This window comes from Pseudomonas sp. LAP_36, from assembly GCF_019456785.1.
GTDB classification, from domain to species: Bacteria; Pseudomonadota; Gammaproteobacteria; order Pseudomonadales; family Pseudomonadaceae; genus Aquipseudomonas; species Aquipseudomonas tritici.
In genome coordinates, this window is record NZ_JAHZMS010000003.1 from 688,826 (window position 1) to 705,956 (window position 17,131).

The window sequence follows — 17,131 nt, forward strand, 5'->3', positions numbered from 1 at the left end:
CGGTCACTCCCTTAAAACCATTCAGCCGCGCGCGGCGGCAATCTTGATCAGTTTGGCGTAGTAGAAGCCATCGTGTCCGCCTTCTTGCGCCAGCAGTTGGCGACCGTGGGGCTGCTTGATGCCGGCGGTTGTGGCGAGATCCAGCTCCCGAGCACCACTGGTGCGGGCGAGGAAGGCTTCGATCACCTCGGTATTTTCAGTCGGCAAGGTGGAGCACGTGGCGTAGAGCAGGATGCCGCCGACTTCCAGGGTCGGCCACAGCGCGTCGAGCAGCTCGCCTTGCAGCACGGCCAGGGCGGCAATGTCGTCGGGTTGGCGGGTGAGCTTGATGTCTGGGTGGCGGCGGATCACACCGGTGGCGGAGCACGGTGCATCGAGCAGAATGCGCTGGAACGGTTTGCCGTCCCACCAGGTGGCGGTGTCACGGCCATCGGCGGCGATCAGCTCGGCGCTGAGGCCCAGGCGTGCAAGGTTTTCCCGCACGCGCACCAGGCGCTTGGCTTCGAGGTCGACAGCGACGACACCGGCGAGGTCTGTTTCGACTTCCAGAATGTGACAGGTCTTACCGCCAGGTGCGCAGCAGGCGTCGAGCACGCGTTGGCCGGGCGCCAAGTCGAGCAGGTCGGCAGCCAATTGTGCGGCTTCATCCTGCACGCTGATCCAGCCTTCTGCAAAGCCCGGCAGGCTGCGCACATCGGCGGCCGCTTCGAGCACGATGCCGTCGACGCTGTACACGCACGGCGTAGCGTTGATGCCAGCGTCGGTGAGCAATTGCAGGTAGGCGTCGCGGCTGTGATGACGGCGATTGACCCGCAGGATCATCGGCGGGTGCGCATTGTTGGCTGCGCAAATGGCTTCCCATTGCTCAGGCCAGAACGCCTTCAACGATTTTTGCAGCCAGCGCGGATGGGCGGTGCGCACCACCGGGTCATGTTCCAGTTCGGCCAGCAGCGCTTCACTCTCGCGCTGGGCGCGGCGCAGCACGGCGTTGAGCAAGGCCTTGGCCCAGGGCTTTTTCAGCTTGTCGGCGCAACCGACCGTCTCGCCGATGGCGGCGTGAGCGGGTACGCGGGTGTAGAGCAACTGATAGAGGCCCACCAGCAGCAGCGCCTCGACGTCGGCATCCGCAGCTTTGAACGGCTTTTGCAGCAACTTGGCGGCCAGTGCCGACAAGCGTGGCTGCCAACGAGCAGTGCCAAAGGCCAGGTCCTGGGTGAAGCCGCGATCACGGTCTTCAACCTTATCCATCTGCGTGGGCAGCGAACTGTTCAGCGATGCCTTGCCGTTGAGCACGGCGGCAAGGGCCTTGGCGGCGGCCAGACGCGGGTTCATTGGGCGACCACCCCGAGAACAGTGCCCAGGGCAAACTTCTCACGACGGCTGTTGAACAAATCGCTGAAATTAAGCGCTTTGCCACCGGGCAATTGCAGACGGGTCAGGCACAGCGCCTGTTCGCCACAAGCGACCAACAGGCCGTCCTTGCTGGCGCCGATGATTTCACCCGGCGCGCCTGTGCCCTCGGCCAGGGTCGCGGCCAGTACTTTCAAGGCTTCGCCGTTGAGGGTGCTGTGGCAGATCGGCCACGGGTTGAAGGCGCGTACCAGGCGTTCCAGCTCCACGGCCGGGCGCCTCCAGTCGATGCGCGCTTCGTCTTTGTTCAGCTTGTGGGCGTAGGTGGCCAGGCTGTCGTCCTGCACGTCGCCTTCCAGGGTGCCGGCAGCCAGGCCGGCGATGGCCTGGATTACGGCGGGCGGGCCCAGCTCGGCAAGGCGATCGTGCAGGCTGCCGCCGGTGTCTTGGGCGGTGATCGGGGTGGTGACTTTCAGCAGCATCGGGCCGGTGTCCAGACCCGCCTCCATGCGCATTACGGTTACGCCGCTTTCGCTGTCACCCGCCTCCACCGCGCGCTGGATCGGCGCCGCGCCGCGCCAGCGCGGCAGCAGCGACGCATGGCTGTTGATGCAACCCAGGCGCGGAATATCCAGCACCACTTGCGGCAGGATCAAGCCGTAGGCCACCACCACCAGCAGGTCCGGCTTCAGGGCCGCCAGCTCGGCCTGAGCCTCGGTGTTACGCAGGGTTGGCGGCTGCAGCACGGAAATGTTGTGTTCCAGCGCCAGTTGCTTGACCGGGCTCGGCATCAGTTTTTGCCCACGACCGGCCGGGCGATCCGGCTGGGTGTACACCGCGACGATGTCATAAGGGCTGGCAAGCAGTGCCTTCAGGTGTTCGGCCGCGAATTCAGGAGTGCCGGCAAAAACAATGCGCAGTGGCTCGGTCATGGGTGGTCTCGGTTAAAAGCAGTCACAAAAGAAAAAGGCTTGCCGCAGCAAGCCTTTGGAAGGAGGGCATCAAGCTTGCTGGCGATGCTTTTTTTCCAGCTTCTTCTTGATCCGGTCGCGCTTGAGCGTCGACAGGTAATCGACAAACAGCTTGCCGTTGAGGTGGTCGCACTCGTGCTGGATGCACACCGCCAGCAGGCCTTCGGCGATCAGCTCGAACGGCTTGCCGTCGCGGTCCAGGGCCTTGATCTTCACGCGCAGCGGTCGCTCGACGTTCTCATAGAACTCCGGCACCGACAGGCAGCCTTCCTGGTATTCGCCCATCTCTTCGGTCAGCGGTTCGAACTCGGGGTTGATGTACACCCGCGGCTCGCTGCGGTCTTCCGACAGGTCCATGACCACGACACGCAAATGCACGTTGACCTGGGTCGCGGCGAGGCCGATGCCCGGGGCTTCATACATTGTTTCAAACATGTCATCGACCAACTGACGAACCTTGTCGTCCACTACGGCCACCGGCTTGGCGACAGTGCGCAGGCGCGAGTCGGGGAATTCGAGGATGTTCAAAATAGCCATAAGCGTAATTGCTGCACATGTGAGGTAGAGGCAAATCGGCGTTGGGATGGACCCAGACCGCCGGTGTGAAACACCCAAAAGCCGCGAAGGCTCTGGCATTTCACGCGAACGCACATAATAAAGGAGATTCACCCCATGAGGAAATCGCTACTCGTCTTGCTGTTGTGGGCCCCGTTCGCCATGGCCCTGGTGCCGCCGCCTGTGCAGCGGCTGGATCAGCCGACGCAACAGGCTATCCAGCGCTTTTTACTGCATAACCGCATTCTTGATTCGCCTCGAGACCTGGACAACGCGCCGTACATCGTTGCCGCCCATGCTGGCCGAGTGCTGGGTGCCAATGGCGAGCGGGTATATGCCAGGGGCGACTTGGAGCCTTCCCAGCCGAATTACGGAATATTCCGACGAGGCAAGGTTTACACCGACCCGGTGACTAAAGAGCTGTTGGGCGTTAACGCTGACGACATTGGTACTGCGCGATTTGTCGTGGCGGGCGACCTTACTACCCTGACCGTACAGCGCGTCACGCAGGAGGTGCGCCCCGGAGACCGCTTGCTGCGTGCACAACCGCCTATCGATCCGACAACGCTTGCGACCGCGCCCACCGTGCCCTTTGTTGAAGGACACATCATCGATATCCCCAAGGGTGTTACGCACATCGGCGTGCTCGACGCGGTGACCCTCAACAAAGGCCGACGCGATGGTCTGGTCGAAGGCCAACTGCTCAGCGTGATCAAGACCGGCGCCACCGTCCGCGACAGCCTCACTGGCGCGCCGACGCAACTCCCTGATGAACGCGCCGGCACCCTGCTGGTGTTTCGCACCTACGAAAAGCTCAGTTACGGCCTGGTGCTCAGTGCTTCACGGCCGCTGGCGGTAATGGACCGTTTCAAGACTGCCCATCAAACACAATAAATAGCCTGCTAAATAAGTTACCAACAGAGTTATCCACAGCTTGTTCCGGTCAAGGACGATCACATGCATCCCATAAACAACCGCGAAGTATCCCCGTCAGAACTGGAAGCCCGACTACGCTTGCACAGGCTGCCGGAACTGGGTCCGAAGCGTTTTCGCTTACTGATCGAAGCGTTCGGCTCGGCGTCAAAGGCCATCAGCGCGCCTGCGAGTGCCTGGCGTTCGCTGGGGTTGCCAGCCATCAGCGCCGATGCCCGGCGCAGTCATGAGATCCGCGACGGCGCCAGTGCGGCATTGGCCTGGCTGGCGTGCCCGACCCAGCATTTGCTGATGTGGGACCAACCGGAGTACCCCGCTCTGCTCGCCGAGATTGACGATGCGCCGCCGCTTTTATTCGTCGCCGGTGACCCTTCAATCCTGGAAAGACCGCAACTGGCGATGGTCGGAAGTCGTCGCGCTTCTCGTCCTGGTATGGACACCGCCGCTGCGTTTTCGCGCAGTCTGGCGAGCGCCGGTTTTGTCATCACCAGTGGCCTTGCATTAGGCATCGACGGCGCAGCCCATCAAGCGGCATTGGATGGGGGCGGTCAGACAATCGGCGTACTCGGCACTGGGCTCGAAAATTTTTATCCACAACGCCACAGACGGCTCGCGGAGGCGATGATTGACCAAGGCAGCGCCGTGGTTTCCGAGTTTCCACTGGACGCACCGCCCCAGGCCAGCAACTTCCCCAGGCGTAACCGGATCATCAGTGGTTTGTCCCTGGGCGTACTGGTGGTGGAAGCCAGCATGGCCAGTGGTTCGCTGATCACCGCGAAGCTGGCCGCCGAGCAGGGGCGTGAGGTGTATGCGATCCCGGGCTCCATCCATCATCCCGGCGCCAAGGGCTGTCATCAGTTGATCCGCGACGGCGCTGTGCTGGTGGAGACCATCGAGCACATCCTTGAAGGTTTGCGTGGCTGGCAAGCGCTGTCGCGCCCGGCGCCGATGCCTGTCATCCATCCGCTGGTGGCGCTGTTGCACGCAGCACCCCAGACCAGTGAGGCCTTGGTGATTGCCAGCGGGCGCCCGTTGTCCCAGGTGCTGGCGACGCTGACCGAGTTGGAGCTGGAAGGTCAGGTTATCTGTGAAAATGGGCGCTGGCTTGCGCGCTGCTAGGTTTTGTAAAGAAGATCGGTAAACTGCGCAGAGCTTTAGTCTGGAGAGTAAACAATGGTCAACCGGTGGCGTGTGCTGGAAACCGCACGAGAAATTCGCGCAGGCGCGGTGATTGCCTATCCGACCGAAGCGGTCTGGGGCTTGGGCTGCGACCCGTGGAATGAAGAAGCAGTGGACCGTTTGCTCGCCATCAAGAACCGCTCGGTGGACAAGGGCCTGATCCTGGTGGCGGACAATATCCGCCAGTTCGACTTCCTGTTCGAAGACTTCCCGCAGGATTGGATCGATCGCATGGCCAGCACCTGGCCTGGCCCGAACACCTGGCTGGTGCCTCACCAGGGGTTGCTGCCGGAATGGGTAACAGGTGTGCACGACACCGTGGCGGTGCGGGTCACTGATCATCCGCTGGTGCGGGATTTGTGCTCGTTGGTGGGGCCGTTGATTTCCACCTCGGCCAACCCTCAGGGGCGCCCGGCTGCGCGCACACGGATTCGCGTGGAGCAGTATTTCCGTGGGCAGGTGGATCTGGTGTTGGGTGGTGCGTTGGGTGGGCGCAAGAACCCGAGCCTGATTCGGGATTTGGTGACGGGTGAGGTGGTGCGGCCTTCCTGAGACCGAGTCATGGCCATCGCGGGCAAGCCCGGCTCCCACAGTTGATCGGTGTCCTTCATGACAACGCGGTCAAATGTGGGAGCCGGGCTTGCCCGCGATGAGGCCCTTACAGACTCCAGATATCCATAGCCTTATGGCAGGAGAATGGTCGACCCAGTAGTCCGCCGCCCCGACAACGCCGTCTGCGCCTTCGCCGCATCCGCCAGCGCATACCGCTGGTTGATATCAATACGCACCTTGCCGCTCTTGATCATCGAGAACAGGTCATCAGCCATCGCCTGCAAGTTCTGCGGGTTATTGGCATAGGTCGCCAAGGTAGGCCGGGTGACATACAGCGAGCCCTTGGCCGACAGAATCCCCAGGTTCACCCCATCCACCGCGCCTGACGCGTTGCCGAAGCTCACCACCAGCCCGCGCGGCGCCACGCTGTCCAGCGAGGTCAGCCAAGTGTCCTTGCCGACGCCGTCGTACACCACCGGCACTTTTTTGCCGTCGGTCAATTCCAGCACACGCTGTGCGACGTTTTCCTTGCTGTAGTCGATGGTTTCCCAGGCGCCGAGGGATTTGGCCAGTGCGGCCTTTTCCGGCGAACTGACGGTACCGATCAACTTCACGCCCAGGGCGTTGGCCCATTGGCAGGCCAGCGAGCCCACGCCACCGGCAGCGGCGTGGAACAGGATGGTTTCACCGGCTTTCACTTCATAGGTCTGGCGCAGCAGGTACTGTACGGTCAGGCCCTTGAGCATGGCGCCGGCCGCTTGTTCAAAGCTGATCTCGTCCGGCAGGTGCACCAGGTGGGCGGCGGGCAGCACGTGCAATTGGCTGTAGGCACCCAACGGACCACTGCCGTAGGCCACACGGTCGCCGACCTTGAATTGGGTGACTTCGCTGCCGACCGCGTCGACCACGCCGGCGCCTTCTGCGCCCAAGCCCGATGGCAGGGCTGGCGGCGCGTACAGACCACTGCGGAAATAGGTGTCGATGAAGTTCAGGCCGATCGCCTCGTTACGCACGCGAACCTGCTGCGGGCCAGGCTCCGCTGGCGTGTAGTCGACATACTCAAGCACTTCGGGGCCGCCATGGGCACTGAACTGGATACGTTTTGCCATCTGCCTTCTCCTTGGTTCGAACTCGCGTAGCCGCCTATCGAACTCCTAAGCTTGATCTTCGTCAACTGCGACGCAATGGGGTGCGGTGTTATCCTGTGCGCCCATTTGCCGCCGACGCCCAATGGCTTCGCGTAGCTTTGCCCGATTCAAGGTGATGCCATGACTACCCGCACCGAGGCCGTAAAAGCCTACCTGCTTGACCTGCAAGACCGCATTTGCAGCGCCCTGGAAACCTTCGAGACGGACACTCGTTTTATCGAAGACGCCTGGACCCGGCCTGCGGGCGGCGGCGGTCGCACCCGTGTGATCGCAAACGGTTCGGTGATTGAAAAAGGCGGCGTTAACTTTTCCCACGTATTTGGCAGCGGTCTCCCACCGTCCGCGAGCGCGCATCGCCCAGAGTTGGCCGGTCGCGGCTTTGAGGCCCTGGGCGTGTCGCTGGTGATCCACCCGCATAATCCCCATGTGCCGACCTCTCATGCCAACGTGCGCTTTTTCATCGCCGAAAAAGAAGGCGAAGAGCCGGTGTGGTGGTTTGGCGGCGGCTTCGACCTCACGCCCTACTACGGTAACGAAGAAGACTGCATCCACTGGCACCGCGTGGCCGAGCAGGCCTGTGCGCCATTCGGCGCGGACGTGTATTCGCGCTATAAGGCTTGGTGCGACAGTTATTTTCATATCAAGCACCGCAACGAACCGCGTGGCATTGGCGGCCTGTTCTTCGATGACTTGAACGAGTGGGACTTCGACACCTGCTTCGCCTTCATCCGCGCCATCGGCGACGCTTTTATCGACGCCTACCTGCCGATCGTGCAACGGCGCAAGGCCATCGCGTACACCGAGCAACAGCGCGAATTCCAGGAATTCCGTCGCGGCCGCTACGTTGAATTCAACCTGGTCTACGACCGTGGCACCCTGTTCGGCCTGCAATCGGGCGGGCGCACTGAGTCGATCCTGATGTCGCTGCCGCCGCAAGTGCGCTGGAGCTATGACTGGAAGGCTGAGGCTGGCAGCGAAGAAGCGCGCCTTACCGATTACTTCCTGCAAGACCGCGATTGGCTGGGCATCGCTGCGCCCAAGGCGGCGGTCTGATGGATCGTTATGTGGTATTTGGCAACCCCATCGGCCACAGCAAGTCGCCGCTGATCCACCGCATGTTCGCCGAGCAGACGGGCGAGCAACTGGACTACAGCACCTTGCTTGCGCCGCTTGCGGATTTCACCGGCTGCGCCCGTGAGTTTTTCCTACAAGGCCGTGGCGCCAATGTGACTGTGCCGTTCAAGGAAGACGCCTACCGCCTGGCCAACACCCTCACCGAGCGCGCCCAACGCGCTGGCGCGGTGAACACGTTGAGTAAACTCGCCGAGGGCACCTTGCTCGGCGACAACACCGACGGTGCTGGCCTGGTGCGCGACCTCAAGGTCAACGCCGGGTTGACGTTGCAAGGCAAACGCATCCTGCTGCTGGGCGCCGGTGGGGCGGTGCGCGGCGCGCTGGAGCCGTTACTGGCCGAGCAGCCGGCTTCGCTGATCATCGCCAACCGCACGGTGGAAAAGGCGGAGTTGCTTGCCGAGTTGTTTGCCGATCTGGGCCCGGTGTCTGCCAGTGGGTTCGACTGGCTGCGTGAGCCGGTGGACGTGATCATCAACGCTACGTCGGCCAGCCTGTCAGGCGATGTACCGCCGATTGCTGGCAGCCTGATCGAGCCGGGTAAGACCTTTTGCTACGACATGATGTATGCCAAGGAACCTACCCCGTTCTGCCGCTGGGCGACTGAACAAGGCGCAGCCGTGGCAATGGATGGGTTGGGCATGTTGGTGGAGCAAGCGGCCGAAGCTTTCTACCTGTGGCGCGGTGTGCGCCCGGAGTCGGCGCCGGTGTTGGCTGAGCTGCGCCGGCAGTTGGCTGCCAACTGATTTCACGCCCATGAAGATCTAATGTGGGAGCTGGCTGGCCTGCGATGGCGGTCCAGCAGATACAGATGTAATGGCTGATCCACCGCTATCGCAGGCAAGCCAGCTCCCACAGTTTTAACTGCGTTCAGTCTTCGAAATGGAGGGGGCAGTTTGCCGGTCCTTCGAGCTTCTTCAGTTCTTCCACCACCTGCGGCCTGGCCCGGCGCAATGTCAAACTTCGCCCCAACCCCTTCAACCTCCGCGCTTCCTGGTGCAGCATCTCCACCCCCGAATAATCGATAAAGTTGATCTGCTGCGCCTCAATCACCACCCGCTCGCCCTGCAAACTTTGCAGGCGTACCTGCAGATAATGGCTGGCGCCAAAAAAGATCGAGCCGCCCACCCGCAGCACATCTTCATCCCCGTCTCGCCATTGCTGAACCCGAGGTTGCGACGTGCGTTTGAGATAGAAAAACAGCGACGCCAATACCCCGGCGTAAATCGCCGTTTGCAGCTCCAGCAACAAGGTCGCCACGCACGTCAGGCTCATCACCACAAACTCAGCGCGACTGACGCGGAACAACGCGCGAATGCCGCGATGGTCCACCAAACCCCAGCAAATCAGCAGGATGCTCGCGGCCATGCTCGGGATTGGAATGTGCGCGATCAGCGCCGCACCCAACAACGCGAACAACGCCACCCACAGCGCCGAAAACACGCCGGCCAACGGCGAGCAGGCGCCCGCCTCATAGCTGAGGCCCGAGCGGGTAAAGGAGCCGGCCGACAGATAGCCGGAGAAAAATCCGCCAACGATATTGGATAAACCCTGCGCACGGACTTCCTGGTTGGCATCAAGCAATTGCTGTGAACGCGCCGACAGCGAGCGGGCAATCGACAGGCTGGTCACCAGCCCCAACATGCCCACCGCCACGGCGCTGGGCAGCAGGCGCAGGATCATGTCCAGGTCCATCGGCAACGGGCTGAACGGTGGCAGTTTGCCGATAAACGAACTGACCCGTGCCACATGTCCGAACAGGGCTGGCCACAGCCACGCCGCCAGGCTGCCGAGTGCCAGGGCGATCAACAGCGTCGGCCAGCGGGGCACCAGGTATTTGAGCAGTGCGCCGACCAACAAAGTGCCCAGGCCAAGGGTGAGAGAGGCGTGGTCCCATTCTCCACCGTGATCCACAAGCGCCAGTAAACTCTTGATTGCCGTGGCCTGGCTCGGCAAATCCAGGCCCAGCAGGTTGGGCAACTGCCCCAGTGCGATCACGACCGCAGCACCCAGGGTGAAACCCAGCACCACCGAATGGGAGACGAAATTCACCAAAGTGCCAAAGCGCAGCATGCCGAGTAACCACTGAAACACCCCGGCAAGGAATGTCAGCAGCAGGATCAGCGTGATGTAGTCCTGTGACCCCGGCACGGCCAACGGACTGACGCTGGCGTAGAGCACAATGGAGATCGCCGCCGTGGGGCCGCAGATCAGGTGCCAGGATGAGCCCCAGAGGCAGGCGATCAATACTGGGATGATCGCGGCATACAGGCCGTACTCGGGTGGGAGACCCGCGATCAGCGCGTAGGCAATCGACTGCGGCAGCGCGAGCACGGCGCCGCTGAGACCGACGATTGCATCGCGTCCGACGCTGGCGCGGGTTTGGCGCGGGAGCCAGGCGAGGAAGGGGAAAAGTGTGTGGCGGTTGGGCCGGGGCATCGAAGGCTCGGGTAGAAAAGGTTTGGCTCAGGGTATCAGTACACACCGGATCTTGTGGAAGCTGGCAAGCCAGCTTCCACAAGGGATTGGTGTTGGGCTTTAGAGTTTGGCTTTTACCGCCGCCAACGCATCCTTGCCATCCAGGGTTTTTACGCCGTCCAGCCATTTATCCAGCACCGCCGGATTCGCCCTGATCCACGCTTTCGCCGCATCCGCATTGCTGACCTTGTTGTTGGCCACCTCAGCCATGATGCTGTTCTCCATCTCCTGGGTAAAACTCAGGTTGGTCAGCAATTTGCCTACGTTCGGACAGGCCTGTGCGTAACCCTTGCGGGTCAGGGTGTACACGCTGCCAGTGTCGCCAAAGTATTTCTCGCCTCCTTTGAGGTAGTGCATTTTCAATTGCACGTTCATCGGGTGTGGCGTCCAGCCAAGGAAGGTGACGAATTTCTGCTTCTTAACGGCCCGCGAGACTTCGGCAAGCATCGCCTGTTCGCTGGACTCCACCAGCTTCCACTGGCCGAGATCGAAGTCGTTCTTCTTGATGATCTCCTGCAGCGAGATATTCGCCGGCGCACCGGAGCCGATGCCATAGATTTTCTTGTCGAACTTGTCCGCAAACGTGTTCAGGTCGGCAAAGTCATGCACCCCGGCGTCCCATACGTAGTCGGGCACGGCGAGGGTGAACTCGGTGCCCTCGAGGTTTTTCGCCAGTTGCACCACATCGCCATTGGCCACGAATTTGTCGTAAAAGCCCTGCTGCGCCGGCATCCAATTGCCCAGGAACACATCCACCTGGCCGTCCTTGAGCCCACCAAAAGTGATTGGCACCGCGAGGGTGTCGACCTTGGCCTTATAGCCCATGCCCGTCAGCAAAAAACCGGTGATGGCATTGGTGGCGGCGATATCGCTCCAGCCCGGATCAGCCATCTTCACGGTCTCGCAACTGGCGTCCGCGTACACATTGGCGCTACTCAACACCAACATACCCAGCACTACAGTCAACTTTTGCATGGCCTTCCCTCAGTCTATTTATTGGTTTTGGCAGGGTTGTGGATAACGTGCCTTGCGCTCCAGGTCGTCGAGGTCGATGTGGTTGCGCATGTACTGCTGACTGGCGTCTACCCATGGCTGGTGATCCCAGCTCTTCAGCTTGCCTTGGGTCAGTGCTTCAAACACCAGGCGGCGGCGGCGTTGGCTGGCGAGCACCTGTTGGTGGATCGCCGGGATGTCCCATTTGGCCCGCGCCTCACTCAAAAACGCCTCGAACAGTGGCCGGTGTTCCGGTGACTGGCTGAGGTTCTCCCGCTCGTGCGGGTCGTTGTGTACATCGAACAGTAGACAAGGGTCGTCTTCGCTGTAGATGAATTTGTAGGCACCCCGACGAATCATCATCAGCGGGCTGATAGTGCCTTCGGCCATGTATTCGCCAAACACTTCGTCGTGCCCGCCCTGCCCTTGCAAGTGCGGGACCAGCGAGCGGCCGTCCAGCGGCAGGCGCGGGTCAAGCTCGCCGCCGGCCAGTTCCACCAGGGTTGGCAGCAGGTCGGCGGTTGAGACGGCTTGGGTTACGCGGCCCGGCGCGAATTGCCCCGGCGCACTGACCAGCAGCGGCACGCGGGCAGCCATTTCAAACCAGTGCATTTTGTACCAGAGGCCGCGCTCGCCAAGCATGTCGCCGTGGTCGCCGGAGAAGATGATGATCGTGTCGTCAGTCAGGCCGGTGTCTTCCAGCGTTTGCAGGAGCTTGCCGACATTGTTGTCGATGTAGCTGCACGCGCCGAAGTAGGCACGGCGGGCATCACGGATCTTATCCAGAGGCAGCGGCTTGTCCCACAGGTCGTAGACCTTGAGCAGGCGCTGGGAGTGCGGGTCGAGATCACCTTGCGCGGGTGTCGCAGGCAACGGGATGTCGGCGTCGTCGTACAGGTCCCAGAATGGCTTGGGAATCGTGTACGGATCGTGTGGGTGAGTCATCGACACGGTCAAGCAGAACGGCTGGTCGCCGTCCTCGCGGATGTGATCGAACAGGTATTGCTGCGCCTTGAACACCACTTCTTCGTCGAAATCCAGCTGGTTGGTGCGCACGCACGGGCCGGCTTGCAGCACCGAGGACATGTTGTGATACCAAGTGGGTCGTACGTCCGGCTCGTCCCAGTTCACCGCCCAACCGTAGTCGGCGGGGTAAATATCGCTGGTCAGGCGTTCTTCATAACCGTGCAGTTGGTCTGGCCCGCAGAAGTGCATCTTGCCCGACAAAGCCGTGCGGTAGCCGAGGCGACGCAGGTAGTGGGCATAGGTCGGTACATCGGCGGGGAAATCGGCGGCGTTGTCGTAGGCGCCGATCTTGCTCGGCAACTGGCCACTGACCAGGGTGAAACGCGACGGTGCGCACAGCGGGCTGTTGCAGTACGCCGCGTCGAACACCACGCCCTGCGCAGCGAGGCGGCTTAGATTAGGCAGCTTGATAGGCGAAGAACCGTAGAACGGAAGCAACGGCGCGGCCATTTGATCGGCCATGATAAAAAGAATGTTCTTGCGCTTCATGGGTTCTCGGCATTCCATAGGCGGTGTTTATGCGAATGAGCATGCAGCCCATGGAAATTGGGGTAAAGCCCATGAAAAGCAATGTCTAGGATAAGCACAGCTTATGTATGAAGCCCTCGGTGACGTGTCCCTCGATTTGCTGCGCGCCTTCGAAGCCGCAGCGCGCCACCGCAGCTTTACCGCCGCCGCGATGGAGCTGGGCACCACCCAACCGGCCATCAGCCAGCAGATCAAGCGCCTGGAAGAGCAACTGGCGATCCGTTTGTTTGATCGGATCTACCGGGGTATCGAACTGACCGACGCCGGTGCCCTGTTGTTCGAGCATGTGCAGGGCGGTTTGCAGGCCATCAACGCGGGCCTCAGTGCGATCACCGAGCAGGATCAGCACGAAGTGCTGCAAGTGGCCACCGACTTCGCTTTCGCCGCCTATTGGCTGATGCCGCGTTTGCATCGCTTTCACGCAGCCAACCCCCAGGTGGATGTGAGCCTGGTGACCAGCGAACGCAACCACGCCACCCTGCGCAGCGATATCGATGTGGCGGTGCTGTTTGGCGACGGGCGTTTCAAGCAGGGCGACAGCCTGTGGTTGTTCAACGAGGAAGTGTTCCCGGTGTGCAGCCCGCAGTGGCTGAAGGACCAGGCCACACCGCTGACTGTACAAAATTTGCACGATTTCCCCTTGCTGCACCTGCGCCAGGAAAATAACAGCCAGTGGTTCGACTGGAGCGGCGTGTTTCGCGAACTGGGCATCGCCACGGCGCCCACGCCCGGCCAACTGCGCTTCGACAACTACACGCTGCTGATCCAGGCCGCGATTGCCGGCCAGGGTCTGGCCATCGGTTGGCGCCATCTGGTGGATAACCTGTTGGAGCAGAACTGGCTGTGCCGACCGCTCAGCGACACCGTCATCTCGCGTTTCGGCTATTACGTGGTGCAGCCCCAACGCAAACGCCGGGGGCAGCTGGTGGAGCGGTTTGTCGACTGGCTGGTGGCCGAGCAGGCCAGCAGCGCGCAGTCGCTGACCGGGCTGGCCCTGCCGTCCATTGCGGTCTAGGATTTGGCGCACATTGGATCCGGAGTCGGTCATGCAACGTATCAAGGGCTATCACGCCCATATCTACTTTGACGCCAGCACCATTGAGCAGGCGCGCACCTTGTGCGAAGACGCCGCCAAGCTTTTCCCGCTGCGCATGGGCCGTGTGCACGAACGGCCCGTGGGCCCGCACCCGGACTGGAGCTGCCAGCTCGCGTTCGACGCCGAATACATTGGCGTGGTGTTGCCGTGGCTGGTCATCCATCGCAATGGGCTGGTGGTGTTCCTGCACCCGGATACCGGCGATGACCTGAAAGATCACACCGACTATGCCATCTGGATGGGGGCCATGCGGGAACTGAACTTGTCAGCTTTTTCTTAAATGCTATCCCTAAATATGGGATTGATATTTATATATTGAGACTTCCTCGCGCGTAGGTTTATATTCGCTGCATCCGCTCAGAACTCAGGTGAAGCGATGCAGGCGCAATTGATCGCGCTCGATTGGGGAACCAGTTCCCTTCGTGCTTATAAACTCGGCCCCGCAGGCGTGGTGCTGGAACAGCGCTCGCTGGCGTGGGGCATCATGCATTTGCCCAGTGAGCCCCGCGACATTGCCGGTGTGCATTGCAGCGATGGCTTCGAGTTGGCGTTCGATGCGGCGTGCGGGGATTGGCTTGAGGCGCAACCCGACCTCCCGGTGATCGCCTGCGGTATGGTCGGCAGCGCCCAGGGTTGGAGCGAAGCGGCTTATCGCAATACGCCCGTCGACGTCGCCCGCTTGGGCCAGGCGCTGCATAAGGTGCGCAGCCTGCGCGGGGTTGATGTGCATATCGTGCCCGGTGTGATCGAGCAAAACGGTTTGCCCAACGTGATGCGCGGCGAAGAAACCCAAGTATTGGGCGTGCTGCAAGGGTTGGGCGCCGATGTATTGATCGGCCTGCCCGGCAGCCATTCCAAGTGGGTCGAGGTGGTCGATGGCTGCATCACTCACTTCGACACCTTCATGACCGGTGAGCTGTTTGCAGTACTGAGCAAGCACAGCATCCTCGGCCGTACCCAGCAACCGTCTGAAATATTCCAAGCCGAAGCGTTTGACCGAGGCGTGCAAGTGGCGCTCTCCAAAGACGGCCAGCGCGGCGTGCTGTCCACCTTGTTCAGCGCGCGCACCCTTGGGCTCACCGCCGAACTCGCCCCCGACGAACAGCCCGATTACCTCTCGGGTTTGCTCATCGGCCATGAACTCGCCGGCTTGCCCGGCAAGGCCAAACACACGCCGATCATTCTGGTCGGTGCCGCGCCACTCTGCGCCCGCTATCAACGCGCCCTCGCCCTCTGCGGCTTCGCCCACGTCAGCCTGGCGCAGGAAGCCAGCGAACGCGGCCTGTGGCAACTGGCAGTGGCGGCTGGGCTCACTCAACCTGTATCGGAGGCCTGACATGCTCAAGCAAGCACTCGCGCAAAACGGTTTGATCGCCATCCTGCGCGGTATCCGCCCGGACGAAGCCAAGGCCGTTGGCCAGGTGCTGTACGAGGCCGGATTTCGGGTGATCGAAGTCCCGCTGAATTCGCCCGACCCTTACACCAGCATCCGCACCCTGCGCGACAGCCTGCCCGCCGATTGCCTGATCGGTGCCGGTACGGTGTTGCTGCCTGAGCAGGTCGAGCAGGTGAAAGCCGCTGGTGGCCAGGTGATCGTGATGCCCCACAGCGATGCCAAGGTATTGCGCGCCGCCAAAGCAGCGGGCCTGTTCCTTTCACCGGGTGTAGCAACGCCCACCGAAGCCTTCGCCGCACTGGCCGAAGGTGCCGATGTGTTGAAGTTGTTTCCGGCCGAGCAAATGGGCCCGTCGGTGATCAAGGCGTGGCTGGCGGTATTGCCGGCAGGCACGTTGTTGCTGCCGGTGGGTGGCATCACCCCGGACAACATGCAGGTGTTTATCGACGCCGGCGCCAAAGGCTTCGGGCTGGGTTCCGGGTTGTTCAAACCGGGCATGACAGTGGATCAGGTAGCGAGCCGCGCCCAGGCTTATGTCGCCGCCTGGAAAGCCCTGAACTGAATTCAAGTTTCGCGCCCACAGGCGCCGCATCTATAAGAGAGATAACAGATGAAAATCACCAAACTGACGACCTTTATCGTCCCGCCGCGCTGGTGCTTCCTCAAGGTCGAGACCGACCAGGGTGTGACCGGCTGGGGTGAGCCCGTAGTCGAGGGCCGCGCCCACACCGTGGCGGCTGCCGTCGAAGAACTGTCCGACTACCTGATCGGCAAAGACCCACGCAACATCGAAGACATCTGGACCGTGCTCTATCGCGGGGGTTTCTACCGCGGCGGCGCCGTGCACATGAGCGCCCTCGCCGGTATCGACCAGGCGCTGTGGGACATCAAGGGCAAGGCTCTTGGCGTGTCGGTCAGCGACCTGCTCGGTGGCCAGGTACGTGACAAGATCCGCGTGTACTCGTGGATCGGCGGCGACCGCCCGGCCGACACCGCTCGTGCTGCCCAGGAAGCCGTGGCCCGTGGCTTCACTGCGGTGAAAATGAACGGTACCGAAGAATTGCAGTTCGTCGACAGCTTCGAAAAAGTCGACCTGGCTTTGGCCAACGTCGCCGCCGTGCGTGATGCGGTCGGCCCGAACGTCGGCATTGGCGTCGACTTCCATGGCCGGGTGCACAAGCCCATGGCCAAGGTGCTGATGAAAGAACTGGACCCGTACAAACTGATGTTTATCGAAGAGCCAGTGCTCAGCGAAAACTACGAAGCCCTCAAGGAGCTGGCACCGTTGACCAGCACCCCGATTGCCCTGGGCGAGCGCCTGTTCTCGCGCTGGGACTTCAAGCGCGTGCTCAGCGAAGGCTACGTCGACATCATCCAGCCGGACGCCTCCCACGCCGGCGGCATCACCGAAACCCGCAAGATCGCCAACATGGCCGAAGCCTACGACGTGGCCCTGGCCCTGCACTGCCCGCTGGGCCCGATTGCCTTGGCGGCTTGCCTGCAACTGGACGCGGTTTGCTACAACGCGTTTATCCAGGAACAAAGCCTGGGCATTCACTACAACGAGAGCAACGACTTGCTCGACTATGTGAAGGACCCGCGTGTATTTGATTACGACAAAGGCTTCGTGAAAATCCCTAACGGACCGGGCCTGGGTATCGAGATCAACGAGGAATACGTGATCGAACGCGCGGCCATCGGCCATCGCTGGCGCAACCCGATCTGGCGCCATGCCGACGGCAGCTTTGCCGAGTGGTGATAGTTCTCTGAAGAAACCCATTCAAAATGTGGGCGC

17 protein-coding genes are annotated in these 17,131 nt (G+C 61.6%); 10 read left to right on the plus strand and 7 right to left on the minus strand.

Translation table 11 applies throughout. From position 1 onward, the window contains the following. Nucleotides 1-21: 21 nt before the first annotated feature. The 3 genes from rsmB to def all read right to left on the minus strand — a co-directional run bounded on the left by rsmB (nt 22) and on the right by def (nt 2,858). Nucleotides 22-1,332, minus strand: a complete 1,311-nt coding sequence (gene rsmB / locus JBO08_RS14230; RefSeq protein WP_065875589.1) for a 16S rRNA (cytosine(967)-C(5))-methyltransferase RsmB — start codon at nt 1,330-1,332, stop codon at nt 22-24. Further along, a complete protein-coding gene (fmt, locus tag JBO08_RS14235) occupies nt 1,329-2,282 on the minus strand; it encodes a methionyl-tRNA formyltransferase (RefSeq protein ID WP_065891278.1) in 954 nt (317 codons plus the stop codon). The genes rsmB and fmt overlap by 4 nt, the downstream gene beginning before the upstream one ends. Before the next feature lie 69 nt (nt 2,283-2,351). Then, complete coding sequence (gene def, locus JBO08_RS14240) at nt 2,352-2,858, minus strand: peptide deformylase (protein ID WP_049710796.1); 507 nt, start codon at nt 2,856-2,858, stop codon at nt 2,352-2,354. A gap of 135 nt (nt 2,859-2,993) precedes the next feature. On the opposite strand from def, the gene JBO08_RS14245 reads away from it, so the two are divergent. The 3 genes from JBO08_RS14245 to JBO08_RS14255 all read left to right on the plus strand — a co-directional run bounded on the left by JBO08_RS14245 (nt 2,994) and on the right by JBO08_RS14255 (nt 5,540). Then, on the plus strand, nt 2,994-3,770 hold the full coding sequence (locus JBO08_RS14245) for a peptidoglycan-binding protein (RefSeq protein ID WP_065875591.1): 777 nt from the start codon (nt 2,994-2,996) through the stop codon (nt 3,768-3,770). A 63-nt stretch (nt 3,771-3,833) separates the two neighbouring features. After that, entirely contained in the window at nt 3,834-4,928 is a 1,095-nt protein-coding gene (dprA, locus tag JBO08_RS14250) for a DNA-processing protein DprA (RefSeq protein ID WP_065880347.1), read from the plus strand. Between the two features lie 54 nt (nt 4,929-4,982). Further along, a complete protein-coding gene (locus tag JBO08_RS14255; RefSeq protein ID WP_012721468.1) occupies nt 4,983-5,540 on the plus strand; it encodes an L-threonylcarbamoyladenylate synthase in 558 nt (185 codons plus the stop codon). A gap of 131 nt (nt 5,541-5,671) precedes the next feature. Here JBO08_RS14255 and JBO08_RS14260 read toward each other — a convergent pair whose 3' ends face one another. After that, the gene (locus JBO08_RS14260; RefSeq protein WP_065875593.1) at nt 5,672-6,649 is read right to left on the minus strand and encodes a quinone oxidoreductase; all 978 of its coding nucleotides are present in this window, start codon (nt 6,647-6,649) and stop codon (nt 5,672-5,674) included. Nucleotides 6,650-6,808: 159 nt separating this feature from the next. Between JBO08_RS14260 and hemF the strand changes: the two genes are divergently transcribed. Together hemF and aroE are read left to right on the plus strand one after the other, a co-directional pair. After that, on the plus strand, nt 6,809-7,741 hold the full coding sequence (hemF, locus tag JBO08_RS14265; protein ID WP_065875594.1) for an oxygen-dependent coproporphyrinogen oxidase: 933 nt from the start codon (nt 6,809-6,811) through the stop codon (nt 7,739-7,741). Continuing rightward, nucleotides 7,741-8,565: a shikimate dehydrogenase gene (gene aroE, locus JBO08_RS14270; RefSeq protein ID WP_065891276.1), complete on the plus strand. Its 825-nt coding sequence runs from the start codon at nt 7,741-7,743 to the stop codon at nt 8,563-8,565. The genes hemF and aroE overlap by 1 nt, the downstream gene beginning before the upstream one ends. Nucleotides 8,566-8,689: 124 nt before the next feature. On the opposite strand, the gene JBO08_RS14275 is transcribed toward aroE, so the two are convergent. The 3 genes from JBO08_RS14275 to betC form a co-directional block, all read right to left on the minus strand. After that, nucleotides 8,690-10,258 carry a SulP family inorganic anion transporter gene (locus JBO08_RS14275; protein WP_065875596.1) on the minus strand — a complete coding sequence of 523 codons (1,569 nt, stop codon included), beginning with the start codon at nt 10,256-10,258 and terminating at the stop codon, nt 8,690-8,692. 99 nt (nt 10,259-10,357) lie between these two features. After that, nucleotides 10,358-11,272, minus strand: coding sequence for a choline ABC transporter substrate-binding protein (gene choX / locus JBO08_RS14280; protein ID WP_220074643.1), 915 nt, complete (start codon nt 11,270-11,272; stop codon nt 10,358-10,360). Between the two features lie 18 nt (nt 11,273-11,290). Further along, entirely contained in the window at nt 11,291-12,805 is a 1,515-nt protein-coding gene (gene betC / locus JBO08_RS14285; RefSeq protein ID WP_220074642.1) for a choline-sulfatase, read from the minus strand. Between the two features lie 103 nt (nt 12,806-12,908). On the opposite strand from betC, the gene JBO08_RS14290 reads away from it, so the two are divergent. The 5 genes from JBO08_RS14290 to dgoD all read left to right on the plus strand — a co-directional run bounded on the left by JBO08_RS14290 (nt 12,909) and on the right by dgoD (nt 17,095). Further along, on the plus strand, nt 12,909-13,859 hold the full coding sequence (locus JBO08_RS14290; protein WP_065875599.1) for a choline sulfate utilization transcriptional regulator: 951 nt from the start codon (nt 12,909-12,911) through the stop codon (nt 13,857-13,859). 31 nt (nt 13,860-13,890) lie between these two features. Further along, nucleotides 13,891-14,220, plus strand: coding sequence for a DOPA 4,5-dioxygenase family protein (locus JBO08_RS14295; RefSeq protein WP_065875600.1), 330 nt, complete (start codon nt 13,891-13,893; stop codon nt 14,218-14,220). 96 nt (nt 14,221-14,316) lie between these two features. Then, the gene (locus tag JBO08_RS14300; protein WP_220074641.1) at nt 14,317-15,276 is read left to right on the plus strand and encodes a 2-dehydro-3-deoxygalactonokinase; all 960 of its coding nucleotides are present in this window, start codon (nt 14,317-14,319) and stop codon (nt 15,274-15,276) included. 1 nt (nt 15,277) lies between these two features. Beyond that, the gene (locus JBO08_RS14305) at nt 15,278-15,898 is read left to right on the plus strand and encodes a 2-dehydro-3-deoxy-6-phosphogalactonate aldolase (RefSeq protein WP_065875602.1); all 621 of its coding nucleotides are present in this window, start codon (nt 15,278-15,280) and stop codon (nt 15,896-15,898) included. A gap of 48 nt (nt 15,899-15,946) precedes the next feature. Next, on the plus strand, nt 15,947-17,095 hold the full coding sequence (gene dgoD / locus JBO08_RS14310) for a galactonate dehydratase (protein ID WP_012721479.1): 1,149 nt from the start codon (nt 15,947-15,949) through the stop codon (nt 17,093-17,095). Nucleotides 17,096-17,131 lie beyond the last annotated feature (36 nt).